Origin of the sequence: Micromonospora sp. NBC_00898, assembly GCF_045207895.1 — a bacterium.
Taxonomy (GTDB): domain Bacteria; phylum Actinomycetota; class Actinomycetes; order Mycobacteriales; family Micromonosporaceae; genus Micromonospora.
This window is the reverse complement of sequence record NZ_CP108775.1, coordinates 7,152,518-7,175,171: the sequence shown is the minus strand read 5'-3', so window position 1 is coordinate 7,175,171 and position 22,654 is coordinate 7,152,518. Positions and strand designations below refer to the sequence as shown.

Below are 22,654 nucleotides of genomic sequence, written 5' to 3'. Positions count from 1 at the left end.
GGGCGAGACCGGATCCGCGTACGGCGCGGCGGAATGGCCCGTCGGACGTCCGGTGCGGACGGCCGTCGGCGCCACGGGTTCGTCGGTGGTTGCCGCCCGACCCGGACGGGCGTGGTGGTGGTGACGCGACCGGCGTGGGACTGCCGGTCGGCTGGTCGGATGTCGCCCGGTGAACCGAACGCCCTCGACACCTGACGTCGCGGTGCGGCTCCCCGAACCGCGTGCAGCGATTCTCGCGCGGGAGCGCTTCCATGGCAACGGTTCGAGGCCCTGATCGCCGTAACCGTAAGGGGCGAACCACCTTGCGGGGACGGGGCGGCGCAGCAGGGCTGGATCGCCGCAGGTCGACCGAGCGGGACAGGGCCCGGCGGATGGGGAACCTCCGCACCCAGTGAGGTTGCAGCCGCCCGGGCGGCATGGAAGGCCGCGCCGTGTCCCTAACCCGAGCATAAGCCGCTTAGCACCCCTATGCCTCGTATCGTCACCAAACTCTAGAACATGAATCTTTCCCCGGATAGCTCGCGAAACGGTCTAACGTCGGTCGTAGCTCGGCTCCCGTCGGGCTCAGGACAAACAGGGATGGAGTGACGCAGGTCATGGGAAAGAAGATGCTCGGGAAGGTCGTTGCGGGCGCCGCTCTCGGCGGCGCGTCCCTGCTGCTGTTCTCGCCCGGGGCGGCGTACGCGGCCGGACACGCGTACACGGGCAACGTCGTAGCCAAGCCGCAGGTCAGTCTTCTTGAGTCCTGCCCTGGCGACCACGGGGACTGGGACCACAAGGACTCGGACAACAAGGACCACGACGGCAAGCACGACGACCGCAAGGACGAGAACCGCAAGGACGAGAACCGCAAGGACGAGAACCGCAAGGACGAGAACCGCAAGGACGAGAACCGCAAGGACGAGAACCGCAAGGACGAGAACCGCAAGGACTGGAGCGACAACTCCGACGAGACCTGGCAGTCGGGGTCTGACGGCCAGGGCGGGGGCATGGCCGACGACCAGTCGGACGAGGACCGCAACAACCGCGACAACAAGAACCAGGACGGCAAGGACCGCGACAACAAGAACCAGGACGGCAAGGACCGCGACAACAAGAACCAGGACGGCAAGGACCGCGACAACAAGGACCAGGACGGCAAGGACCGCGACAACAAGGACCAGGACGGCAAGGACCGCGACAACAAGGACCAGGACCGTCGGGACCACGACGACCGGGACTGCATGCCGCGTGGCCACGTTGACGGGGGTGACGGTGGCATGACCACCACCAGCACCGACAAGAGCATGGCCGCCGGCGGGGCGGGCATGGTCGGCGCCGCCGCCCTGGGCGGCATCGTGCTGCTGCGTCGGCGTCGGATCAATGGCCTCGGCTGACACGACGGCGACACCGGCCGGCGGCCGTCACGGGAAACCGTGGCGCGCCGCCGGCGCGGTCGTCGTCGTCCTCCTCGCCATGGCGGGCGCCGGCATGATCGGCGCGTCCTACCGGACCGTGCCCCCGCCCCGCCCGCCCCAGCCGCTGGCCCAGGCCGGAGCGGCCGACCCGACCACCACCCCCACCACCGTCGGCGGCACCCAGGCCGCCGACCAGGCGTCCGCCGCCGAGGAGGCGACGGACCCGCCGGACCCGGACAGCGCCCCCGTCGGCCTGGACCGGTCGAACCCGACGACCATCTCGATTCCCCGGATCGGGGTGAACGCCGAGATCATGTCGCTCGGCACCAACCCCGACGGCACGGTCCAGGTGCCCCCGCTGGACCAGGCCCAGCGGGCCGGCTGGTACTCCCCCGGCGCCAGCCCGGGTGAGGTCGGCAACGCGGTCATCGTCGGCCACGTCGACTCGGCCAAGCTCGGGCCGGCCGTCTTTTTCAACCTCGGCTCGCTCCAACGGGGGGACACCATCACGGTCGCCCGCGAGGACGGCCGGAGCGTCACCTTCACCGTCGACGAGGTGACGTCGTACCCGAAGACGAACTTCCCGACGGAGCTGGTCTACGGCCCCAGCGACAAGCCGAGCCTGCGGGTGGTGACCTGCGGCGGGGTGTTCGACCAGACCGCCCGCAGCTACCTGAACAACATCATCGTCCTCGCCACCATGGCGCAGTGACGCGGACGCCCCGGCGCGGTCCGGCGGTCGGCTGACCGACCGACCGGACCGCGCCGGGGCACGTCCGGGATCAGGCCGCGGCCGAGGTCCGCACCAGGGTGCGGATCTGCCGCAGCAGCACCGACAAAGCGGACAGGTCGGCCCGGGACTCGTCGAACTCCCCCATCGCCCGGTGCGCCCGGTGGATCGAGGTGGCGTTCGCCTGCTCCCACTCCTGCACCCGCTCGTGCGGCGGGAGGCTTTCCGGGGTGGACCCGAGGACCTCCGCGGTGAGCGCGGCCAGCGCGGCGTACAGGTCGTAGCGCAGCGCCATCCGGGCCAACGTCTGCCACCGGTCCTCCCGCGGCAGCAGGGAGATCTTCGACAGCAGGGCGTCCACCCGGAACCGGTCGGAGAGGACGAAGTAGACCGAGGCCACCTCACCCACGTCCCGGCCGGTGGACCGGGCCGTCTCCACCACGTCGAGCAGCCCGAAGCTGTACATCAGCCGGGTGGCCTGCTCGGCCAGCTCCCGCGGCAGCCCGCTGGAGGTCAGCGAGTCGATGTGCGCCGCGATGGCCTCGCGCTCGCTGCCGTAGAAAAGGTTCTCCAGGCCGGGCAGCAGCCGGGTGACCCCGTCCCGCAGCCGGGCGATCTCCGCCGGCACGTCGATCGGCGAGCGCCGGTTGGTGACCAGCCAGCGCACCGCCCGGTCGAGCAGCCGCCGGGTGTCCAGGTAGACGTTGGTCTGCAGCTCGGGCGAGACCTTGTTATCCAGCGCCTCCACCGCGTCCCAGAGCTCACGCAGCCCGAACACCTCACTGACCACCACGTACGCCCGGAGCACGTCCGCCGCCGAGGCGGCCGTCTCCTCGACGACCCGGAAGACGAACGAGATGCCGCCGCGGTTGATCACCTCGTTGACCAGCACGGTGGTGACGATGTCCCGGCGCAGCCGGTGCCGGCCCATCCGGTCGGCGAACCGCTCCCGCAAGGGTGTCGGGAAGTAGTTGACCAGGACGTCGGTCGTCCACTCCTCGTCGGCCAGCCCGTCGGCCACGATCTCGCGTTCCAGCACGATCTTGACGTACGCCAGCAGCACCGCGAACTCCGGCGCGGTCAGCCCGGACTCGCTGCGGACCGCCAGCTCCTCGTCCGGCGGCAGCGCCTCCAGCGCCCGGTCGAGCTGGCCGGACCGCTCCAGCTCGTTGAGCATCCGCCGGTGCACCGGGAGCAGCGAGGCGGCCTGGGCCTGGGCGTTGTTGATCGCCCGGGCCTGGTCGTAGTTGTCCCGCAGCACCAGCTCGGCGATCTCGTCGGTCATGTCGGCGAGCAGCCCGTCCCGCTCGTCCATGGTCAGCTCGCCGTCGGCGACCGCCGTGTTGAGCAGGATCTTGATGTTCACCTCGTGGTCGGAGGTGTCCACGCCGGCCGCGTTGTCGATGAAGTCGGTGTAGATCCGGCCGCCGGCCTGCGCGTACTCGATCCGGCCGAGCTGGGTCCAGCCCAGGTTGCCGCCCTCGCCGGCCACCCGGCAGCGCAGGTCCTTGCCGTTCACCCGGATCGCGTCGTTGGACTTGTCGCCCACCTCGGCGTTGGTCTGGCTGGCCGCCTTCACGTAGGTGCCGATGCCGCCGTTCCAGAACAGGTCGACCGGCGCGGTGAGGATGGCCTTCATCAGCTCCTGCGGCGACAGCTGGGTGACGTCGTCGTCGAGGTCGAGCACCGCGCGCACCTGCGGGCTGACCGGGATCGACTTGGCGGTACGCGGATACACGCCGCCACCGGCCGAGATCAGCTCGGTGTTGTAGTCCTCCCAGGACGACCGGGGCAGGTCGAACAGCCGCTTCCGCTCGGCGTACGAGGTAGCGGCGTCCGGATCCGGGTCGAGGAAGACGTGCCGGTGGTCGAAGGCGGCCACCAGCCGGATGTGCTCGGACAGCAGCATCCCGTTGCCGAACACGTCGCCGGACATGTCGCCGACGCCGACCACGGTGAAGTCAGCCGTCTGGGTGTCGTGGCCCAGTTCCCGGAAGTGCCGCTTCACCGACTCCCAGGCGCCCCGGGCGGTGATGCCCATCTTCTTGTGGTCGTAGCCGGCGGAGCCGCCGGAGGCGAACGCGTCGCCCAGCCAGAAGTTGTGCGCGATGGAGATCTCGTTGGCGATGTCGGAGAACGTCGCCGTGCCCTTGTCCGCCGCCACCACCAGGTACGGGTCGTCGGCGTCGTGCCGGACCACGTCGTCGGGCGGGACGATCTCGCCGCCGACGATGTTGTCGGTGACGTCCAGCATCGCGCCGACGAACTCCTTGTAGCAGATCACCGCCTCGTCCCGGTCGCCCGGCTTCTGCTTGAGCACGAAGCCGCCCTTGGCGCCCACCGGCACGATCACGGTGTTCTTCACCATCTGCGCCTTGACCAGGCCCAGCACCTCGGTGCGGAAGTCCTCCCGCCGGTCGGACCAGCGCAGCCCGCCCCGGGCCACCGGCCCGAACCGCAGGTGCACGCCCTCGAAGCGCGGCGAGTAGACGAAGATCTCGAACTTCGGCCGCGGCGCCGGCAGGTCCGGGATGGCCTGCGGATCCAGCTTGAACGCCACGTACGACTTGGGCCGCCCGCCGACCGGCCTCTGGTAGAAGCTGGTCCGCAGGGTGGCCTGGATCAGCGTCAGGTACGACCGCAGGATCCGGTCCTGGTCGAGGCTGGCCACGTCGTCCAGCGCCGCGCCGATCGCGGTGACCAGCTCGCCGCTGCGCTGCCGCCGCTCGTCCAGGGTGGTGGCGCCCGGCGCGAACCGGGCCTCGAAGAGCTCCACCAACAGCCCGGTGATCCGCGGGTACGCGATGAAGGTCTGCTCCATGTACTCCTGGGAGAAGACGGTGCCCGCCTGACGCAGGTACTTCGCGTACGCCCGCAGCACCACCACCTGCCGCCAGGTGAGCCCGGCCCGCAGCACCAGCTCGTTGAAGCCGTCCACCTCGGCCTCGCCCCGCCACGCCGCCGCGAAGGCGTTCTCCACGTGCGGACGGACCTCGGCCAGCTCCTCGTGTGCCTCCGGCAGCCGCAGGCCGAAGTCGTAGAGGAAGACCCGGCCGTCGACCCGGTCCACCTCGTACGGGTGCTCGTCGACCACCCGGACGCCGAGCGAGTGCAGCACCGGCAGCACGGCGGAGAGCATCATCGGCTCGCCGTACCGGTAGACCTTGAACCGGACGTCCATCGTCTCGTCGACGTCCGCACCGGGACGTCCCGGCCGCGGCGCGAGCTGCTTGCGGAACAGGTGCATCTCGAGCTGGCCGGGCTCCTCCAGCAGCTCCAGCTTGGCCAGGTCCTTCATCGCCTCGTACGGCGTGTGCCCGTCCTTGTAGCCCTCCGGGAACGCGTCGGCGTACCGGCTGAACAGGTGCTTGGCCTGCTCGTCGCCGAGCTTGCGCTCCAGCACCAGCCGGTAGTCGTCGTCCCAGAGCCGGGTCGCGTCGGCCAGCTCCTCGGCGAGCAGGTCGGCGTCGATCTCCCCGGGCGGGTTGGTCGGGTCGGTCCGGACGATGAAGTGCAGCCGGGCCAGCATCGACTCGGTGACCCGGGTGGTGTAGTCCACCCCGACGCCGTTCAGCTCGCGGAGCAGGATGTCCTGCATGCGCAGCCGGTTCTGGGTGGTGAACCGGTCCCGGGGCAGGTAGATCAGGCAGGAGATGAACCGCCCGTAGGCGTCCCGGCGCAGGAAGACCCGCAGCTGCCGGCGGCCGGCCATCCGCAGCACGCCGATCACCGCGTGGTACAGGTCGTCGGTCTTGATCTGGAACAGCTCGTCGCGGGGGTAGGTCTCCAGGATCTGCAGCAGGTCCTTGCCGGAGTGGCTGCGCTGGCTCAACCCGGACCGGTCGAGCACCTCGGCGACCTTGCGGCGGACCACCGGCAGCTCCCGCACGCTGGTCCGGTACGCCGCGGTGGAGAAGAGACCAAGGAAGCGCCGCTCCCCGACCACCTCACCCGCTTCGTTGAAGATCTTGAAGCCGATGTAGTCGATGTAGGCAGAGCGGTGCACGGTGGCCCGCGAGTTGGCCTTGGTGATGATCAGCAGGCGCTTCTCCAGCACCTTCTCGTGCGCCTCGGGGGTCATCGACGACAGCGCCCGGGCCTCCGGCGAGTCGGAGCGGAGGATCCCCAGCCCGGTCCCGAGCATCGCCTCCAGCGCCTGCCCGCCGTCGGCGCCGTCGGTGTCGACCAGCCGGTACTCGCGGTAGCCGAGGAAGGTGAAGTGGTCGTGCGCCAGCCAGCGCAGCAGCTCCACCGAGTCGGTGATGTCCTTCTCCGGCACCGGCGGCCGGTTGTCCGAGGTCCGCGCGGCGGCCAGCTCGTCGGCGAGCGCGAGGGCCCGCTGCCGCATCTTGGGCCAGTCCTCCACGGCCTCCCGGACGTCGGTGAGCACCCGCTGCAACTCCCGGCGGAGCTTCTCCCGCTCGGCCGCGTCGCGCACCGGGTCGATCTCGATCCGCATCCAGCTCTCGACCAGGTCACCGGCGATCGCGTCGTCCGGCTCGACGTCGGCCGACACCTCGGTCAACCGGCCCAACGGCTCCCGGCGGACCACCACCAGGGGGTGGACCAGCAGGTGCACGTCGAGGTGGTGCGAGTTCAGCAGGGCGGTCACCGAGTCCACCAGGAACGGCATGTCGTCGGTGACGATCTCGATGACGGTGTGGTGCTGTTCGGCGTCCGGCTCATGGATGCGCAGCTTCAACTCGCCGGGAACGCGCTGCTGGGCCAGGTCCCGGTGCGCCCGGGCCGCGTCGAGCATCTCCTCGGTCGTGAAGCCGATCAGCTCCTCGTCCGGCGCGAACCGCCAGAAACGGCCGACCAGGGTCGCCGCGTCGTGGTCGTCACCGGCCAGCGCGACGGCCTGGGCCACCAGGCGCTCCGCGTTCGGTACCGGCTCGTCGAGCTCCGCGTCCTCCACGTCGTCGCCCAGCGCCTGCGTCGGCAGGCCCAGGTCGTAGAGGGTGTCGATGCTCGAACCGGTCATCCCGGTCACTCCTGTATCGAGGCGGCCGGAACCATCCCCGTCGGTCGCCGAATCGAAGCTGTCGTCCCGGCCGTTGTCAGCCTGCCGGAGGTCGGGTCCCGGTTTGATCGCCGGACGCCGGTCCATCGGTGCCACTCCCCTCGACCCACCGCGTTGTGGGTCACTCTCCGCCCAGCCTAGGCCCTGCCGCTCTGCCCCTTCGTCGGTGGACCACTGGCCGGACGTCCGGATCGGGACTCTGTCCTTTCACCCGTTGCGGGTACGTGGGCGGCCGGTCGCGGAGTACCCCGGCTCGCGATGTTCATCACACTGTCACACCCCTCTCTTTCCGCACGTCGGAGCGGCGGCGGGGCGGTGGGAAAGCGCGGCCCGTACTAGCGTGCAGGGCAGTTTCGCACCGGAGGGACAGCTTCATGCTCGTGCCGTACCCCGTTCGTCGTCGCCGATCACCGCTCCGGCCGATCTTCGCGGCGGCGACCGCCGCCGTGCTCGCCGCCGGCGCGCTGGCCGGATGCTCGACCGAGGACGGCCCCGAGCGCAGCGTCGACGCGTTCCTGGCCGGCTGGCGCTCCGGCGACCTGCACACGGTCGGCTTCATCGACGCCACCGGCGCCCGCGTCCCGGCGGCCGACGTGACCAAGGAGATCCGGGCGCTCTCCGGGGATCTGGTGGACACCCCGCCGGCGCTGAAGCGCAAGGGCGACGCCAAGGTCACCGCCGACACCGCGACCGCCCAGGTGGAGGTCGTCTGGACGCTGCCGGGTCAGACCCGCTGGGCCTACGACCGGCCGGTACGCCTCAAGCGCGGCGGCGACGACCAGTGGCAGGTGATCTGGGAGCCGGCGCTGGTGCAGGAGCAGCTGGAGGACGGTGACCGGCTGGCGCTGCGCAGGGACGCCGCTCCCCGGGCCGGGGTGCTGGACGCCACCGGCGCCCCGATCGTCGCCCCCCGCCCGGTGGTCCGGGTCGGGCTGCAGCCGAGCGAGGTCACCGACGTCACGAAGCTGATGCAGCAGCTCGACGCCGCATTCAAGGCGATCCGGCCGGCGCTCACCCCGCCCGTCGACCTGTCCGACCTGTCCAAGCGGCTGGCCGGGGCCGACCCCGGGGCGTTCGTCGAGGTGGTGACGCTGCGCGACGAGGCGTACCGGCAGATCAAGCCCCGGATCTATGACCTGCCCGGCACCAAGTTCCGGGCCGAGAAGATCGACCTGGCGCCGACGCGAGAATTCGCCCGCGCGCTGCTCGGCTCGGTCGACCCGGCTCAGGCCGACGACCTGAAGGCGCACCCCGACCGGTACGCCGCCGGCGACCTGGTCGGCCACGGTGGCCTCCAGGGCGGGTACGACGACCGCCTGCGCGGCGTCCCCGGGCTCACCGTGGTCACCGAACACGCCAAGCCCGGTGAGCCCGGTGAGGCCGGTGAGGCCGGTGAGCCCGGCGAGCCGGACGTGAGCACCGACGCCGAGGTGTTCCGCAGCCAGCCGAAGACCGGCCAGCCACTGAAGACCACCCTCGAGGTGGCCACCCAGAACGCCGCCGACGCGGCGCTGCGCGGGGAGAAGCGGCGGTCCGCCCTGGTCGCGGTCCGGATCAGCGACGGCGCGGTGCTCGCCGCCGCCAACGGGCCCGGCCCGGCCGGCGAGAACCTCGCCTTCACCGCCCAGGTGCCGCCCGGATCGACGTTCAAGACGGTCAGCGCACTCGCCCTGCTGGACAGGGGCGCGGTGACCCCGGAAGCGACGGTCGCCTGCCCGAAGACGTTCGTGGTGGACGGCCGGCCGTTCAAGAACTCCGACAACTTCGAGCTCGGGGCGGTGCCGTTCAGCACCGACTTCGCGAAGTCCTGCAACACCGCCTTCACCTCGCTGGCCCCGAAGCTCGGCCCGGACGGGCTCGCCACCACCGGCCGCACCCTCGGCCTCGAGGCAAAGTGGGACCTCGGCGTCGACGTCTTCACCGGCGCGGTCTCCACCGGCGGCTCCGCCACCGAGCAGGCCGCCGCGGCGATCGGCCAGGGCACCACCGTGGTCAGCCCGCTCGCCATGGCCGGCGCCACCGCCGCCGTGGCCCGGGGGCACTGGGAGCAGCCGAAGCTGGTGCTGGACCCGGCACCCGGGCAGCCCGCCCCGGCGGGTCCCGCCCTGAAGGCGGAGTCCGTCGCGGCGCTGAAGACGATGATGCGCGCGGTGGTCACCGCCGGCACGGCCAAGGCCCTCGCCGACGTCCCCGGCCAGCCGGTGTACGGCAAGACCGGCACCGCCGAGTACGACAACAACCCGGCGCACACCCACGCCTGGTTCGTCGGCTGGCAGGGCGACGTCGCGTTCGCGGTCTTCGTGGAGCAGGGCGGGTCGAGCACGGACAGCGCGGTGCCGATCAGCGAGCGCTTCCTCCGCGCCCTCCCCGCCCGCTGACCAACCGGACCGGTACCGCCCCGCCCCGTCAAGACCACGCAGATCCGGCCGGGCGGCGCGGGCCGGGTCTGCTCAGGCGATGTCGGCGCCCGGCCTCGGGGAGGTGAGGTCGCCGGCCAACTCGGCTGCTTCCGACCCGGGCTGTTCGTCCGACAGTCCAGTCCGGCGCAACAGGCCCGGACCGGCAGGCGCTGGCGGTCCGACCGGCTCCGCTCCGTCGGAGGTCTCCCCCTCCGGCTCGGGAACCCGGCGCAACAGGCCCGGCCCGCCGAGGGCCGGCGGCCGGACCGACCCCGATCCGTCGGACGGACCGTCGTCCGGGCCCGGGACGACCGGCTCCACGGTGACGGCGGATGTTGGCAGGCCGGCCGGCCGCCCGTTGCCCCGCCTCGGGGACGGCGGCGCCGGGGTGGCCGACAGCAGCCGTGGCGGCATCGCGGCCGGCGCGGAGACCGGTGCCAGCCCGGACACCACGGTGTTGACGATCTCGGCCGCGTACGAGCCGTCGGGGTCGTAGTCCGGGTCGAAGACGGTCAGCTCGACGCCGAGGCAGTGCGGGGTGTCGACCAGACCGGCGAGCAGGATCTCCAGCTCGGCGAAGGCGATCCCGCCGGGATCGGGGGCGTCGACCGCCGGCATCACCGCCGGGTCGAGCACGTCCACGTCGATGTGCACCCAGTAGCCGGCGCAGTCGGCGAGCTGCTCGTGGGCCCACTGGGCGGTCCGCGCGGCGCCCTCGGCGCGCAGCGCCGGCACCGGCCGGGTGGTGATCCCGGCGGCCTGGAGGTCGAGGCGGTATTCGTCCTGCGCCCGGATACCGAGGACCACGACGTCGATGTCCCGGAAGTACGGGCGGCGTCCCTCGATGGCGGCCAGGTCGGCCTGCCCCCGCCCGGTGACCAGGGCGAGGTCCTCCCCCGCCGCCGCGCCGACGTATGAGGCGTTGCCGGGGTGCCGGAAGTCGGAGTGACCGTCCACGAAGACCAGCCCGATCCGGCCGCCGACGGCCTCGCCGAGCCGGTGCATGGCCAGCGCGGAGCCGAGCAGCACGGAGCAGTCCCCGCCGAGCACCAGGGGGAACTCCCCCCGGTCGATGATCGTGCCGATCCGGTCGGCGAGGGCCACCGAGTATCCGGAGATCTCCGGGGCGTGGCAGACACCGTCGCCGGGGCGCCAGTCACCGGGGTCGTACCGGGGCGGGGTGAGGCAGCCGGCGTCCCGGGCCCGCAGCCGGGCGAGCAGGCCGTGGTCGCGCAGCGCGCCGGGCGCCTTGGCGCAGCCGGGGACGGCGGTGGCGGTGGGTGGGCGCAGCCCCAGGTTGGTCGGTGCGTCGAGGACGGCGATCCGGCGCATCATGGGCTCCCGTCCTCGGTTGTCGGGCGGGCCGGCCGGAGCGCCGGCCCGCGCTGGCGTGCTACGAACTCAGAACAGCGCGCTGGCCAGGGCCCGGCGGGCCGAGGCCACGGCGGGGTCCTCCGGGCCGGCGATGGTGAAGAGGCTGACCAGGTGCTGGCGTACCTTCTCCCGGTCGTCGCCGGCGGTCCGGCGGACCAGGCCGACCAGCCGCCGGTAGGCCTGCTCGGCCAGGCCGCTGAGCACCTCGATGTCGGCGGCGAGGAGCTGGGCCTCGACGTCGTCGGGGGCGCCCTCGGCGGCGGTGAGCGCGGCCTGCGGGTCGGCGCCGGCGACCCGGCGGGCCAGCCCGACCTGGGCGAGGCCGGCCTCGGCCGCGGCGTCCGCCGGGGTCTCGGCCAGGATCTTCCTGTACGCCCGCTCGGCGGCGTCCAGGTCGCCGCTCATCAGCGCGTCGTCGGCCTCGTCGAGGCGGGGGTCCTCCGGCTCGGCGACGGCGACGCCGCCGGCCTTGAGCACGGCGGAGATCCACTGCCGGAGCTGGGCCTCCGGCACCACCCCGGAGAAGGCGTCGATCGGCTGCCCGCCGACGACGGCGTAGACCATCGGGATGCCCTGCACCCGGAACATCTGGGCGATCCGGGGGTTGGCGTCCACGTCCACCTTGGCCAGCACCCACGCGCCACTGCCCTCGGCGGCCAACCGTTCCAGCACCGGGGAGAGCTGCTTGCACGGCTCGCACCACTCGGCCCAGAAGTCCACGATCACCGGGGTGCTGAGCGAACGTTCGAGGACCTCCGCCTGGAAGGTCTCCTCGGTAACGTCGATCACGGCCACCTCGCCGCCGGCGGCGGATGCGCCCGGAAGACCGGTGGGCGGCCCGGACTGGGCCGGTGTGGTGGGACGGGTGGGGGCCGGCGTGCTGCGCAGCGCGCTGAGGTCGACCGCGCCGCGGGTGAAGATCGACGAGGTGATCCGTGGGTCGCTCATGGTTATCTAGTCTCGCACGGACGTCGCCGAACTCAGATCAACCGCGACGGCGACAGTTGCAGTTCTCACCCTGCTCACCGCCCCCCTCACCGCCCCACCCCCCACTCCTCCGCGATCTTGCAGGTTGCGACTCCGCTCTGCGGCATTCGCGGCTTTCGCCAGGGCACCAACTGCAAGATCGCGGGAGGCGTGGGGTGGGGGTGGGGGTGGGTTAGAAGCGGGCGGGTTCGCGGTAGGTGCCCCACTCGGCGCGGAGGGCGTCGCAGATCTCGCCGAGAGTGGCCTCGGCGCGGGCCGCATCGAGCATGGCGGGGATCATGTTCTCGTCGGCGCGGCTGGCCTCGACCATGCGGTTGATGGCTGCCTTGACGGCGGCGTCGTCGCGGGCCGTCTTGCGCTCGGCGAGGACGCGGCGCTGCTCCAGCTCCACCTCGTGCGAGATGCGCAGGATCTCCAGGTCCTTGGCGACCGTGCCGGTGTGGCAGTTCACCCCGACGATCTTCTTGTCGCCCTTCTCCAGCGCCTGTTGGTAGACGAAGGCCGACTCGGCGATGTGGCCGGTGAACCAGCCGTCCTCGATGCCGCGCAGGATGCCCGAGGTCATCGGCCCGATCTGGTGCGGGCCCTCGCCGCCGAGCTGCTTGATCCGGGCGAAGATCTCCTCCGCCTCGGCCTCGATCTTGTCGGTGAGCGCCTCGACGTACCACGACCCGCCGAGCGGGTCGGCCACGTTGGTCACCCCGGTCTCCTCCATCAGCACCTGCTGGGTACGCAGGGCGATCTCGGCGGACTCGTCGGTGGGCAGGGCCAGGGTCTCGTCCAGGGCGTTCGTGTGCAGCGAGTTGGTCCCGCCGAGCACCGCGGCGAGCGCCTCGACGGCGGTCCGCACCACGTTGTTGACCGGCTGCTGGGCGGTCAGCGACACCCCGGCGGTCTGCGTGTGGAACCGCAGCCAGAGCGCCTTCTCACTGGTGGCGCCGTAGACGTCTCGCAGCCAGCGGGCCCAGATCCGGCGGGCGGCCCGGAACTTGGCGATCTCCTCGAAGAAGTCGACGTGGGAGTCGAAGAAGAAGCTCAGCCCGGGGGCGAAGACGTTGACGTCCAGCCCGCGCGACAGCCCCAGCTCGACGTAGCCGAACCCGTCGGCCAGGGTGTACGCCAGCTCCTGCGCGGCGGTCGAGCCGGCCTCGCGGATGTGGTAGCCGGAGACCGAGAGCGGCTTGTACCGCGGGATCTCCCGGGCGCAGTACTCCATCAGGTCGCCGATCAGGCGCAGGTGCGGCTCCGGGTCGAAGAGCCACTCCTTCTGCGCGATGTACTCCTTGAAGATGTCCGTCTGCAGCGTGCCGTCCAGCGTGGACAGGTCGGCGCCCTGCCGCTCGGCGGCGACCAGGTACATGCAGAAGACGGGCACGGCCGGGCCGGAGATGGTCATCGAGGTGGTGACGCCGGCCAGGTCGATGCCGTCGAAGAGCGCCTGCATGTCGGTGGCGGTGTCGATGGCGACGCCGCAGTGGCCGACCTCGCCGAGCGCCTGCGGGTCGTCGGAGTCGCGGCCCATCAGGGTCGGCATGTCGAACGCGACGGAGAGCCCACCGCCGCCCGCGCCGAGGATCATCTTGTAGCGCTCGTTGGTCTGCTGGGCGTTGCCGAACCCGGCGAACTGGCGGATCGTCCAGGTCCGCCCGCGGTAGCCGGTCGGGTGAAGGCCCCGGGTGTACGGGAACTCGCCCGGCCAGCCGATCCGGTCGAAGCCCGGGTAGGCGGTGCCCTCCGGCGGGCCGTACACCGGGTCCACGGTCATTCCGGAGAGCGTGGTGAAGTCCGCGTCCCGCTTGCGTGCGGCGTCGTAGCGGGCCTGCCAGCGTGCCCGTCCGGCGGCGATCTCGTCGGCGTTCATCCGCGGAGCTCCTCCTCGAGTCCTCGACTGAAGTCCGAGTGTAGAACGGGTGCCTGAACGATCGCTAAGGATGTTCGTACCGGCCAGTAACGTGACCGGCCGGTACGCACCCGCGCGGTTACTCCGGTGAGCCCGGGTTTTGCTGTCGTCGGTACTGCTCGACCGGGAGGCCGCCGCGGCCCCAGTTCCCGGTGTCGACCTCGTCGATCACCACGAAGGTCGAGTCCAACGGCTTGTTCAGGACGTCGAGCAGCAGTTCGCTAACCCCCTTGATGAGGGCGGCCTTCTCCTCGGCGGTCGCCGCGGACGCACCGGGCGTGCTGCCCTCCCGGGTGATCTGGATGGTGACGATCGGCATCGCCGTGTGCCTTTCTCCGGGTTGTGGTGGGTCAGTGACCGGCGTTCTGGCCGCCGTCGACGTGCAGGATCTCGCCGGTGACGAAGGGCGCCGACTCGAGGTAGACGACGGCGTCGACGATGTCGCTGGTCTCACCCATCCGGCCGACCGGGTGCAGACCGGCGTACGTCTCGTGGAACTCGACCGGGTGCATCGGGGTCTTGATGATCCCCGGGGCGACGGCGTTGACCCGTACTCCTCGGCCCGCGTACTCGATGGCCAGGGACTTCGTGGCGGAGCTGAGGCCGCCCTTGGTCAGCGACGCGAGCACGGACGGGACGTTGGAGTTGGGCTGGTCCACGAGGCTCGTGGTGATGTTGACGACGTGTCCCCCGCCGACGGCGAGCATGTGCGGCAGGACACGCCGGGTGAGCTGGAAGAAGCCGGCGAGGTTGACCCCGGTGAGCAGGTCGAAATCCTCATCGGTGTAGTCGGTGAACGGCTTGGCGACGAAGGCCCCGGCGTTGTTCACGAGGGTGTCGATGCGGCCGAAACGGTCCATCGCGGCGGTGATCACCCGCTCCGCGGTGTCGGCGTCGGCGATGTCGCCCCGGACGGTGACGATCTCCGGGTCGTCCGCGGCGCCGATCGAGCGTGAGGTCGCCACGACGCCGTACCCGAGCTTGCGGTACGCCTCGACGAGGCCGGCGCCGATGCCCTGGGACGCACCGGTGATCACGACAACCTTCTGCGTGGCGCTCATGACGTTCCTCTTCCTGACTGGCCGAAGCCCTGTTGGCCGAGGCCTGGATGGCCAGTAGACGACTGGTCGACAAAAAGCTAGCCGACCGGTCGTGTATCGTCAAAGCCATGGGACGGACGAGTGACGCGCGGAACAAGATCCTCGGTGCGGCCGCGACGCTGCTGGAACAGCGCGGATATTCCGCGCTGGGCGTGGCGGAGATCTGCGCCACGGCGGGCGTGCCGAAGGGCAGTTTCTACTACTTCTTCGAGTCCAAGCAGGCGCTCGCGCTCACCGTCATCGACGAACACTGGGCGCTCCAGCGGCGGCAGTGGGTCGAGCTGCTCAGCAGCGACCGCGACCCGCTGCGGCGGCTACGGGACCTGTTCGAGGCCACCGAGGAGGTGCAGCGCACCGGCCAGCAGAAGGCCGGCCTGGTCGTCGGTTGCCTCTTCGGCAACCTCGCGCTGGAGCTCAGCAACCAGGCCGAGGAGATCCGCAGCCGGCTCCAGGAGATCTTCGACGCCCAGATCGACCTCATCGAGCGGGTGGTCATCGAGGCGAAGGAGCGGGGCCAGGCCGGCCCGTCGGTCGACGCCCACGAGGCCGCCCGGTCCATGGTCGCCCAGATCGAGGGACGCGCGCTGCTCGCGAAGCTGCTCAACGATCCGGCCCAGCTCGAGACACTGTGGCGGAACAGCCTGGACCTGCTCCAGGTGCCGCCGCAGCTACGGGCCACGCTGACCTGAGCTGACCCGGCGCTGACCACGACCCACCCGGTCGACGAGGACCGCGGCGCGAGCGGCCTCAGACCGACGGGACCGCCGGACTGCCCAGGGCCACGTCGTCGACCCGAATGTTGATCTCGTCGACCCGCAGCCCGTACGCCTCGACCGCCGCCGTCACCGCGGACCGCACCGCGTCGGTCACCTCCGGCACCGGCCGGCCACCGGAGATCACCAGCACCAGGTTGACCACCGCCGCGCCGTTGGTGACGTGCGCCGAGCAGCCCCTCGTCGCGTCGCCCACCTGGTCCAGCCCGACCTTGTCGAGCACCGCGTTGAAGAACCGGGCCACGTCCCCGCCCAGCTCGGCCACCCCGGGCACGGACTTCGCGGCGGCCACCGCGATCTTCTCCACCACCTCGTCGGAGACGTGCGTCGTGCCGCCCGCCACCGCGTCCGGCGTCACCGACAGCTCCTGGGTCGCCTCGCTCATGGTCTCCCCACCCGACATCCAGCGCCGCCACGGGTCGGTGCGGCGATGCGAGGGTACTAGTTGGGCGGGGTCCGGAGTGGACGGGTCAGGGTGCTGTCCGGCCCGCTGCGATCCGGCGCAGCGCCTCCGGGGTGGCCAGCTCGCACCGCAGCTCCGGGTCACCGATGTGCCGAGCCGTTGCGCCTCCATGCCGAAGACGGCCGACCACGGGACCGAGTAGAAGCTGGTCAGGCCGCGGTGGGCGATCCCGAGCGGGGACAGCACCAGCGCCCCGGGGGCGAGGCGCAGCATGACCACCAGGTACCTGCCGAGCAGCACCGCGAGGCCGGCCACGACGACCGCGGTCACCCCGCACGCCGGAAGTGCCGCCGCCTGGCCACGGCGTCGGGGTCGGCGCGGCGCCGGACCCCCGCGACGAGGCGACGATGACGTCCCCATCCATCGCCGCCGCCCCGCCGCTCGGGCCGTCGGGGGCAGTGCCCCGGACGGGGACCGGTCAACCCGGCGGGCGGTCAGGAGCCGAGCTGGGCGAGCAACTCGTCGGCGGCCGCGTACGGGTCGAGCGCCCCCTCGGCCACCTTGGTGGCGAGCGTCGGCAGCTCCGTACCGTCGCGCAGTGAGCCGATCCGGGCGCGGAGGGCGCCCAGCGCGATGGCCTCGATCTCGGCGGCGGCCCGCGCCTCCCGGCGGCGGCGCAGCTCGTCGTGCTGCTCCAGCCAGCCGCGGTGCTTGTCGATGGCGGCGGCGATGTCGTCGATCCCCTCGCCCCGCGCGGCGATGGCCCGCACCACCTGCGGCCGCCACTCCCCCGGCCCGCGCTCGCCCAGGGCGATCATGCCCTGGATGTCGCGGACGGTGGCGTCGGCGCCGTCCCGGTCGGCCTTGTTGACCACGAAGACGTCGGCGATCTCCAGGATGCCGGCCTTGACCGCCTGGATCGCGTCGCCCATGCCCGGGGCGAGCAGCACCAGTGTGGTGTCCGCCAGCGAGGCGACCTCCACCTCGGCCTGCCCGACGCCGACGGTCTCCACCAGCACCACGTCGCAGCCGGCGCCCTCCAGCACCCGGACCGCCTGCGGCGTCGCCGCCGACAGCCCGCCGAGGTGACCGCGGCTGGACATCGAGCGGATGTAGACGCCCGGGTCGGTGGCGTGGTCCTGCATCCGGACCCGGTCGCCGAGGATCGCGCCGCCGGTGAACGGGCTGGACGGGTCGATGGCCAGCACGCCGACCCGGTGGCCGCGCGCCCGCAGCGCCCGGACCAGCTCGTTGGTGGTGGTCGACTTGCCCACCCCCGGGGACCCGGTCAGGCCCACGACCTGGGCCTGCCCGGCGTACGGGGCGAGGGCCGCCGCGACCTGCGGCAGCACCTCGTCGCCGGACTCGACCAGGGTGATCAGCCGGGCCACCGCCCGGGGGTCACCCGCGCGGGCCCGCTCCACCAGCATCGGTACGTCCCGGCTGCGGCGCACCGATCCGGTGGCCGCGGCCGGGACGTTCTCGACGACGTCGCTCACTGTGCTTCCTTACTGCGGGGCTCGCGGAACCGGCTGGCGCCGCGCGCTCACTGGTCCGCCGTGGCGCCGTTCGGGACGTGGATGATCAGCGCGTCGCCCTGGCCACCGCCGCCGCAGAGCGCCGCCGCGCCGGTGCCGCCGCCGCGCCGCTTGAGCTCCAGCGCGAGGGTGAGCACCAGCCGCGCGCCGGACATGCCGATCGGGTGGCCGAGCGCGATCGCGCCGCCGTTGACGTTGACCTTGTCGGTGCTGATCCCGAGGTCCCGCGCGGACTGGATGCCGACCTGGGCGAACGCCTCGTTGATCTCGATGAGGTCGAGGTCGGCGACGCTCAGGCCGCCCTTCTTCAGGGCGTGCTGGATCGCGTTCGAGGGCTGCGAGTGCAGCGAGTTGTCCGGGCCGGCCACGTTGCCGTGTGCGCCGATCTCGGCCAGCCAGGTCAGCCCCAGCTCCTTGGCCTTGGCCTTGCTCATCACGACCACGGCGGCGGCGCCGTCGGAGATCGGCGAGGAGCTGCCGGCGGTGATCGTGCCGTCGGAGGTGAAGGCCGGCCGCAGCCTGCCCAGCGACTCGGTGGTGGTGTCCGGGCGGATGCCCTCGTCCTCGCTGATCACCAGCGGCTCGCCCTTGCGCTGCGGGATGACCACCGGGGTGATCTCGTCGGCGAAGTGGCCGTTCTTCTGCGCGGCGGCGGCCCGCTGGTGGCTGGCCGCGGCGAAGGCGTCCTGCTCCTCGCGGGTGATGCCGTGCTTGACGCCGTGCCGCTCGGTCGACTCGCCCATCGAGCAGCAGTCCCAGGCGTCGCTGAGCCCGTCGAGGGCCATGTGGTCCTTGATCGTGACGTCGCCGTACTTGTAGCCGCTGCGCTGTCCGAGCAGCAGGTGCGGGGCGTTGGTCATCGACTCCATGCCGCCGGCCACCACGATGTCGAACTCGCCGGCCCGGATGAGCTGGTCGGCCAGGGCGATCGCGTCCAGGCCGGAGAGGCAGACCTTGTTGATGGTCAGCGCCGGCACGGACATCGGGATGCCCGCCTCGACCGCCGCCTGGCGGGCCGGGATCTGACCGGCGCCGGCCTGGAGCACCTGCCCCATGATCACGTACTGCACCTGGTCGGGGGCGACGCCGGCGCGCTCCAGGGCGGCCTTGATCGCCACCCCGCCGAGCTTCGTCGCCGGGAGGTCCTTGAGGTTGCCCAGCAGCCGCCCCATGGGGGTCCGCGTGCCGCTGACGATCACCGAAGCCATGCCTGCCTCCGAGGGGGGGTGCCGAGCTGTACGCCTTAACGATTGTTCGGTCAGACTAGCGCCATGGCTGAGAACTCCCCCGTCGAGCCCGCTGCGGACTACGTCACAGACATCGGGCTGCGCCGCATCGACCACGTCGGGATCGCCGTGCCCGACCTGGACGCCGCGATCGACTTCTACCAGCGCACCTTCGGGATGCGCTGCGTGCACATCGAGACCAACACCGAGCAGGGCGTACGCGAGGCGATGCTGGCCGTCGGCCCGACCACCGAGGGCGGCTGTCTGCAGCTGCTCGCCCCGCTGTCGCCCGAGTCGACGATCGCGAAGTTCCTGGACCGCAACGGGCCCGGGGTGCAGCAGGTCGCGTACACGGTGGTGGACATCGACGCGGCCTGCGCGGCGCTGCGGGACCGCGGCGTCCGACTGCTCTACGAGACCGCGAAGCGGGGCACCGCCGACTCCCGGATCAACTTCGTCCACCCGAAGGACGCCGGCGGCGTCCTGGTCGAGCTGGTCGAGCCAGCCGCCCACTGAGCTGCAAGGAGGGGTCCCCTGTTAACGCCTCCTGGATAGCAGGGGGCCCTGTTTGCCCGAGCCCTCGCGCACGGCACTGCGCGGTACGCCGCTCCCCCGGACAGCTCCACGCATCGGCGGATGCAGTTTTTCACAGAGGGCTTCCCGCTTTAGCTACCGTTCAGTAACGTCCGGCTCCACAGGAGCGCGACCGGTGCCGGATGTGTCGATTGCCGACATGGCGGTCGGTCGCACCGGCGCCGACGATGGCAGCACCCCCGTGCCCCCGGCGTGGGTGCGGACGAACGGGAGGTCACCGTGCAGGACATCCTCGAAGCGATCATGGCGGCGGAAGGCTCCGACCAGCCGGAGCGGGCGCTCGCCGGCCTCGCCGGCCTGCCGGTGCCGGTGAGCTACCGGGGCGTGGTGGTGCGCGCCGAGGACACCCGGATGTTCGACGGGATGGCCACCCGGGACAAGGACCCGCGCAAGGCGCTGCACCTGCAGGAGGTGCCCACCCCGGAGCTCGGCCCGGGCGAGGCCCTGGTCGCGGTGATGGCCAGCGCGATCAACTACAACACGGTCTGGACCAGCATCTTCGAGCCGCTGCCGACCTTCAAGTTCCTCCAGCGCTACGGCCGGCTCTCCGAGCTGACCCGCCGGCACGACCTGCCGTACCACGTGGTGGGGTCGGACGCCGCCGGCGTGGTGCTGCGCACCGGGCCCGGCGTGACGAAGTGGAAGGCCGGCGACGAGGTGGTCGCGCACTGCCTCTCCGTCGAGCTGGAGGACGCGGCCGGCCACGACGACACCATGCTCGACCCGCAGCAGCGGATCTGGGGCTTCGAGACCAACTTCGGCGGCCTCGCCGAGCTGGCCGTGGTCAAGGCCAACCAGCTGATGCCCAAGCCGCGCCACCTGAGCTGGGAGGAGGCGGCCAGCCCCGGGCTGGTCAACTCCACCGCGTACCGGCAGCTGGTCTCCCACCACGGGGCCAACATGAAGCAGGGCGACGTGGTGCTGATCTGGGGCGCCTCCGGCGGCCTGGGCGGCTACGCCACCCAGATGGCGCTCAACGGCGGGGCCATCCCGGTCTGCGTGGTCTCCTCCCCCGAAAAGGCCGAGCTGTGCCGGAAGATGGGCGCCGAGCTGGTCATCGACCGCGCCGCCGAGGGCTTCCGGTTCTGGAAGGACGAGGAGACCCAGGACCCGGACGAGTGGCGCCGCTTCGGCGAGCGGATCCGCGAGCTGACCGGCGGCGAGGACCCGGACATCGTCTTCGAGCACCCCGGCCGGGAGACCTTCGGCGCCAGCGTCTACGTCGCCAAGCGCGGTGGCACCATCGTCACCTGCGCCTCCACCAGCGGCTACCAGCACCAGTACGACAACCGGTACCTGTGGATGCACCTGAAGCGGATCGTCGGCAGCCACTTCGCCAACTACCACGAGGCCTGGCAGGCCAACCGCCTCGTCGCGCTCGGTCAGATCCACCCGACCGTGTCGAGGACCTACCCGTTGGAGCAGACCGGCCAGGCCGCGTACGAGGTGCACCGCAACGCGCACCAGGGCAAGGTCGGGGTCCGGTGCCTGGCGCCCGCCGACGGCCTCGGCGTCCGCGACACCGCGCTGCGCGCCCGGCACGAAACGGCGATCAACCGGTTCCGGGGCCACTGACCCGTACGGGTGAGGTCGGGATGGCCATTGCGGCGATGCGGCCATTGCCTTTCCACCACCCGGCACACCATTCGAGTGACGGCTGACAAAGGGCCGCGGGGCCTCGTCCCGCGGCCCTTTTCCCGCTCACCTTCCGTGACGCCCGACCCGCCCGGGAGCTGCCAAGATCGCCGTTTGGTCCGGTCCCCGCCGGCGACGGGAGTCGACCATGTAATGAGGACACGAAAGCTCGGGACCGCTCTTGCGAACGACCCCGGGTGGTCTGCGAGTATGTCCCAATGCCCCAGCAGCAGTCCTCCCCTCTCGCGTTCTTCGATAACGCGAACTCGCAGCCCGATTTCACCGTTGGCCTGCGCGGATACAACACCGGTCAGGTCGATGACTTCATCGGTCGGCTGACCGCCGCGCTGACCCAGTCCGAGCAGGCCCGCGCCGAGGCCGAGCAGCGGATGAACGACGCCCAGCGCCGGCTCCGGCAGGCCGAGCAGCGCCAGAGCGCCCTGGAGCAGAAGCTCACCGACACCAACAAGCAGCTCGAGGAGAACAGCCGGCCGACCCTCTCCGGCCTCGGCACCCGCGTCGAGCAGATCCTCCGGCTGGCCGAGGAGCAGGCCAACGACCACCGCAACGAGGCCAAGCGCGAGTCGGAGGGCATCCTCTCCGCCGCCCGCCTCGAGGCCCGCGAGATCACCGACAAGGCGCGCGCCGAGGCGGCCGCGATGAAGGCCACCGCCGAGCGGGAGGCCGGCAGCGTCCGCACCGCCGCCGAGCGGGAGGCCGCGGAGGTCCGGGTCCAGGCCCGCCGCGAGGCGGACACCCTGCGGGCGGACGCCGAGCGGGAGACCAAGCAGCTGCGTACGGTCACCGCGCACGAGGTGGCCGAGCTGAAGTCCACCGTCGAGCGTGAGGTCGCCACCCTGCGGGCCACCGCCGAGCGGGAGATCACCCAGCAGCGGGCCAAGGCCGCCCGGGAGGCCGAGGAGAAGCGGGCCGAGGCGACCAAGCTGCTCACCGACGCGCGCGACAAGCGCGACAAGGACCTGCAGGCCCTCGAGCTCCAGCTCGCCGAGCGGCGGGAGAAGGCCGAGCGCGAGGAGTCCGAGCGGCACGCCGCGCAGGTCGCGCAGACCCAGAAGCTGGTCAGCGAGGCCGAGCAGCGGGCCCGGGCCGCCCAGGAGCGGGCCAAGGAGATCGAGCAGCGGGCCGAGGCCCGCCGGGTCGAATCCGAGCGCACCGCCAACGAGACGGTGGAGAAGGCCAAGGCGCTGGCCGACAAGACGCTCAACGAGGCCAAGGCCGAGTCGCAGCGTCTGCTCAGCGAGGCCCGCACCGAGGCCGAGCTGACCACCCAGGCGGCCCGCCGCGAGGTCGAGGACCTCACCCGGCAGAAGGACGCCGTCACCTCCCAGCTCGGTCAGATGCTCTCCGGTCTCGCCGGCATCGTGCCGGGCGTGCCGGCGGCCCCGGCCAAGCCGGAGGCGGCCAAGAAGGAGGGCTCCGAGGAGCGGGCCACCGCCGAGTCGGCCAGCTGAGCACCACCCGCATCGGGGCATGATCCACGGCGCGGGGTGACACCGGGTAACCGGTGGAACCCCGCGCTGTCATGCTTTCCCGGCCCGTTCCGTCCGATCGGTG

General features: G+C 71.8%; 16 protein-coding genes. 7 read left to right on the top strand and 9 right to left on the bottom strand.

Annotated features, from left to right (window positions below; translation table 11 throughout):
• The first annotated feature begins 596 nt into the window (after window positions 1-596).
• Both OG799_RS34845 and OG799_RS34840 read left to right on the top strand, forming a co-directional pair.
• Entirely contained in the window at window positions 597-1,376 is a 780-nt protein-coding gene (locus OG799_RS34845; protein WP_406041495.1) for a hypothetical protein, read from the top strand.
• On the top strand, window positions 1,363-2,109 hold the full coding sequence (locus OG799_RS34840; RefSeq protein WP_406041493.1) for a class F sortase: 747 nt from the start codon (window positions 1,363-1,365) through the stop codon (window positions 2,107-2,109). Before OG799_RS34845 ends, OG799_RS34840 begins: the two co-directional genes overlap by 14 nt.
• Before the next feature lie 70 nt (window positions 2,110-2,179).
• Here OG799_RS34840 and OG799_RS34835 read toward each other — a convergent pair whose 3' ends face one another.
• Entirely contained in the window at window positions 2,180-7,237 is a 5,058-nt protein-coding gene (locus OG799_RS34835) for an NAD-glutamate dehydrogenase (RefSeq protein WP_406041491.1), read from the bottom strand.
• A 287-nt stretch (window positions 7,238-7,524) separates the two neighbouring features.
• Here OG799_RS34835 and OG799_RS34830 point away from each other — a divergent pair, with 287 nt between their 5' ends.
• The gene (locus OG799_RS34830; RefSeq protein WP_406041489.1) at window positions 7,525-9,528 is read left to right on the top strand and encodes a penicillin-binding transpeptidase domain-containing protein; all 2,004 of its coding nucleotides are present in this window, start codon (window positions 7,525-7,527) and stop codon (window positions 9,526-9,528) included.
• A gap of 72 nt (window positions 9,529-9,600) precedes the next feature.
• Here OG799_RS34830 and OG799_RS34825 read toward each other — a convergent pair whose 3' ends face one another.
• The 5 genes from OG799_RS34825 to OG799_RS34805 form a co-directional block, all read right to left on the bottom strand.
• Complete coding sequence (locus OG799_RS34825; protein WP_406041487.1) at window positions 9,601-10,884, bottom strand: arginase family protein; 1,284 nt, start codon at window positions 10,882-10,884, stop codon at window positions 9,601-9,603.
• 66 nt (window positions 10,885-10,950) lie between these two features.
• Window positions 10,951-11,871 carry a tetratricopeptide repeat protein gene (locus OG799_RS34820; RefSeq protein ID WP_406041485.1) on the bottom strand — a complete coding sequence of 307 codons (921 nt, stop codon included), beginning with the start codon at window positions 11,869-11,871 and terminating at the stop codon, window positions 10,951-10,953.
• 211 nt (window positions 11,872-12,082) lie between these two features.
• Window positions 12,083-13,771, bottom strand: a complete 1,689-nt coding sequence (locus OG799_RS34815) for a methylmalonyl-CoA mutase (RefSeq protein WP_406041483.1) — start codon at window positions 13,769-13,771, stop codon at window positions 12,083-12,085.
• Window positions 13,772-13,889: 118 nt separating this feature from the next.
• Complete coding sequence (locus OG799_RS34810) at window positions 13,890-14,129, bottom strand: 4-oxalocrotonate tautomerase family protein (protein ID WP_406041481.1); 240 nt, start codon at window positions 14,127-14,129, stop codon at window positions 13,890-13,892.
• Window positions 14,130-14,160: 31 nt separating this feature from the next.
• On the bottom strand, window positions 14,161-14,871 hold the full coding sequence (locus OG799_RS34805; protein ID WP_406041479.1) for an SDR family NAD(P)-dependent oxidoreductase: 711 nt from the start codon (window positions 14,869-14,871) through the stop codon (window positions 14,161-14,163).
• 107 nt (window positions 14,872-14,978) lie between these two features.
• Between OG799_RS34805 and OG799_RS34800 the strand changes: the two genes are divergently transcribed.
• Complete coding sequence (locus OG799_RS34800; protein ID WP_406041477.1) at window positions 14,979-15,599, top strand: TetR family transcriptional regulator C-terminal domain-containing protein; 621 nt, start codon at window positions 14,979-14,981, stop codon at window positions 15,597-15,599.
• A gap of 58 nt (window positions 15,600-15,657) precedes the next feature.
• Here the strand turns inward: OG799_RS34800 and OG799_RS34795 are convergent, their stop codons facing one another.
• The 3 genes from OG799_RS34795 to OG799_RS34785 all read right to left on the bottom strand — a co-directional run bounded on the left by OG799_RS34795 (window position 15,658) and on the right by OG799_RS34785 (window position 18,832).
• Entirely contained in the window at window positions 15,658-16,068 is a 411-nt protein-coding gene (locus OG799_RS34795; protein WP_406046496.1) for an Asp23/Gls24 family envelope stress response protein, read from the bottom strand.
• A 512-nt stretch (window positions 16,069-16,580) separates the two neighbouring features.
• Window positions 16,581-17,585: a methylmalonyl Co-A mutase-associated GTPase MeaB gene (meaB, locus tag OG799_RS34790; RefSeq protein WP_406041475.1), complete on the bottom strand. Its 1,005-nt coding sequence runs from the start codon at window positions 17,583-17,585 to the stop codon at window positions 16,581-16,583.
• A 47-nt stretch (window positions 17,586-17,632) separates the two neighbouring features.
• Complete coding sequence (locus tag OG799_RS34785) at window positions 17,633-18,832, bottom strand: acetyl-CoA C-acetyltransferase (RefSeq protein WP_406041473.1); 1,200 nt, start codon at window positions 18,830-18,832, stop codon at window positions 17,633-17,635.
• A gap of 63 nt (window positions 18,833-18,895) precedes the next feature.
• On the opposite strand from OG799_RS34785, the gene mce reads away from it, so the two are divergent.
• The 3 genes from mce to OG799_RS34770 all read left to right on the top strand — a co-directional run bounded on the left by mce (window position 18,896) and on the right by OG799_RS34770 (window position 22,551).
• The gene (gene mce / locus OG799_RS34780) at window positions 18,896-19,366 is read left to right on the top strand and encodes a methylmalonyl-CoA epimerase (protein ID WP_406041471.1); all 471 of its coding nucleotides are present in this window, start codon (window positions 18,896-18,898) and stop codon (window positions 19,364-19,366) included.
• A 297-nt stretch (window positions 19,367-19,663) separates the two neighbouring features.
• Window positions 19,664-21,019, top strand: a complete 1,356-nt coding sequence (ccrA, locus tag OG799_RS34775) for a crotonyl-CoA carboxylase/reductase (protein WP_406046495.1) — start codon at window positions 19,664-19,666, stop codon at window positions 21,017-21,019.
• A gap of 278 nt (window positions 21,020-21,297) precedes the next feature.
• Window positions 21,298-22,551, top strand: coding sequence for a DivIVA domain-containing protein (locus OG799_RS34770; RefSeq protein ID WP_406041469.1), 1,254 nt, complete (start codon window positions 21,298-21,300; stop codon window positions 22,549-22,551).
• Window positions 22,552-22,654 lie beyond the last annotated feature (103 nt).

Excerpts from the sequence above, each read along its gene's own strand:
- OG799_RS34845 (WP_406041495.1), top strand. The coding sequence starts at position 597 with ATGGGAAAGAAGATGCTCGGGAAGGTCGTTGCGGGCGCCGCTCTCGGC.
- OG799_RS34840 (WP_406041493.1), top strand. The coding sequence starts at position 1,363 with ATGGCCTCGGCTGACACGACGGCGACACCGGCCGGCGGCCGTCACGGG.
- OG799_RS34835 (WP_406041491.1), bottom strand. The coding sequence starts at position 7,237 with ATGGACCGGCGTCCGGCGATCAAACCGGGACCCGACCTCCGGCAGGCT.
- OG799_RS34830 (WP_406041489.1), top strand. The coding sequence starts at position 7,525 with ATGCTCGTGCCGTACCCCGTTCGTCGTCGCCGATCACCGCTCCGGCCG.
- OG799_RS34825 (WP_406041487.1), bottom strand. The coding sequence starts at position 10,884 with ATGATGCGCCGGATCGCCGTCCTCGACGCACCGACCAACCTGGGGCTG.
- OG799_RS34820 (WP_406041485.1), bottom strand. The coding sequence starts at position 11,871 with ATGAGCGACCCACGGATCACCTCGTCGATCTTCACCCGCGGCGCGGTC.
- OG799_RS34815 (WP_406041483.1), bottom strand. The coding sequence starts at position 13,771 with ATGAACGCCGACGAGATCGCCGCCGGACGGGCACGCTGGCAGGCCCGC.
- OG799_RS34810 (WP_406041481.1), bottom strand. The coding sequence starts at position 14,129 with ATGCCGATCGTCACCATCCAGATCACCCGGGAGGGCAGCACGCCCGGT.
- OG799_RS34805 (WP_406041479.1), bottom strand. The coding sequence starts at position 14,871 with ATGAGCGCCACGCAGAAGGTTGTCGTGATCACCGGTGCGTCCCAGGGC.
- OG799_RS34800 (WP_406041477.1), top strand. The coding sequence starts at position 14,979 with ATGGGACGGACGAGTGACGCGCGGAACAAGATCCTCGGTGCGGCCGCG.
- OG799_RS34795 (WP_406046496.1), bottom strand. The coding sequence starts at position 16,068 with ATGAGCGAGGCGACCCAGGAGCTGTCGGTGACGCCGGACGCGGTGGCG.
- OG799_RS34785 (WP_406041473.1), bottom strand. The coding sequence starts at position 18,832 with ATGGCTTCGGTGATCGTCAGCGGCACGCGGACCCCCATGGGGCGGCTG.
- mce (WP_406041471.1), top strand. The coding sequence starts at position 18,896 with ATGGCTGAGAACTCCCCCGTCGAGCCCGCTGCGGACTACGTCACAGAC.
- OG799_RS34770 (WP_406041469.1), top strand. The coding sequence starts at position 21,298 with ATGCCCCAGCAGCAGTCCTCCCCTCTCGCGTTCTTCGATAACGCGAAC.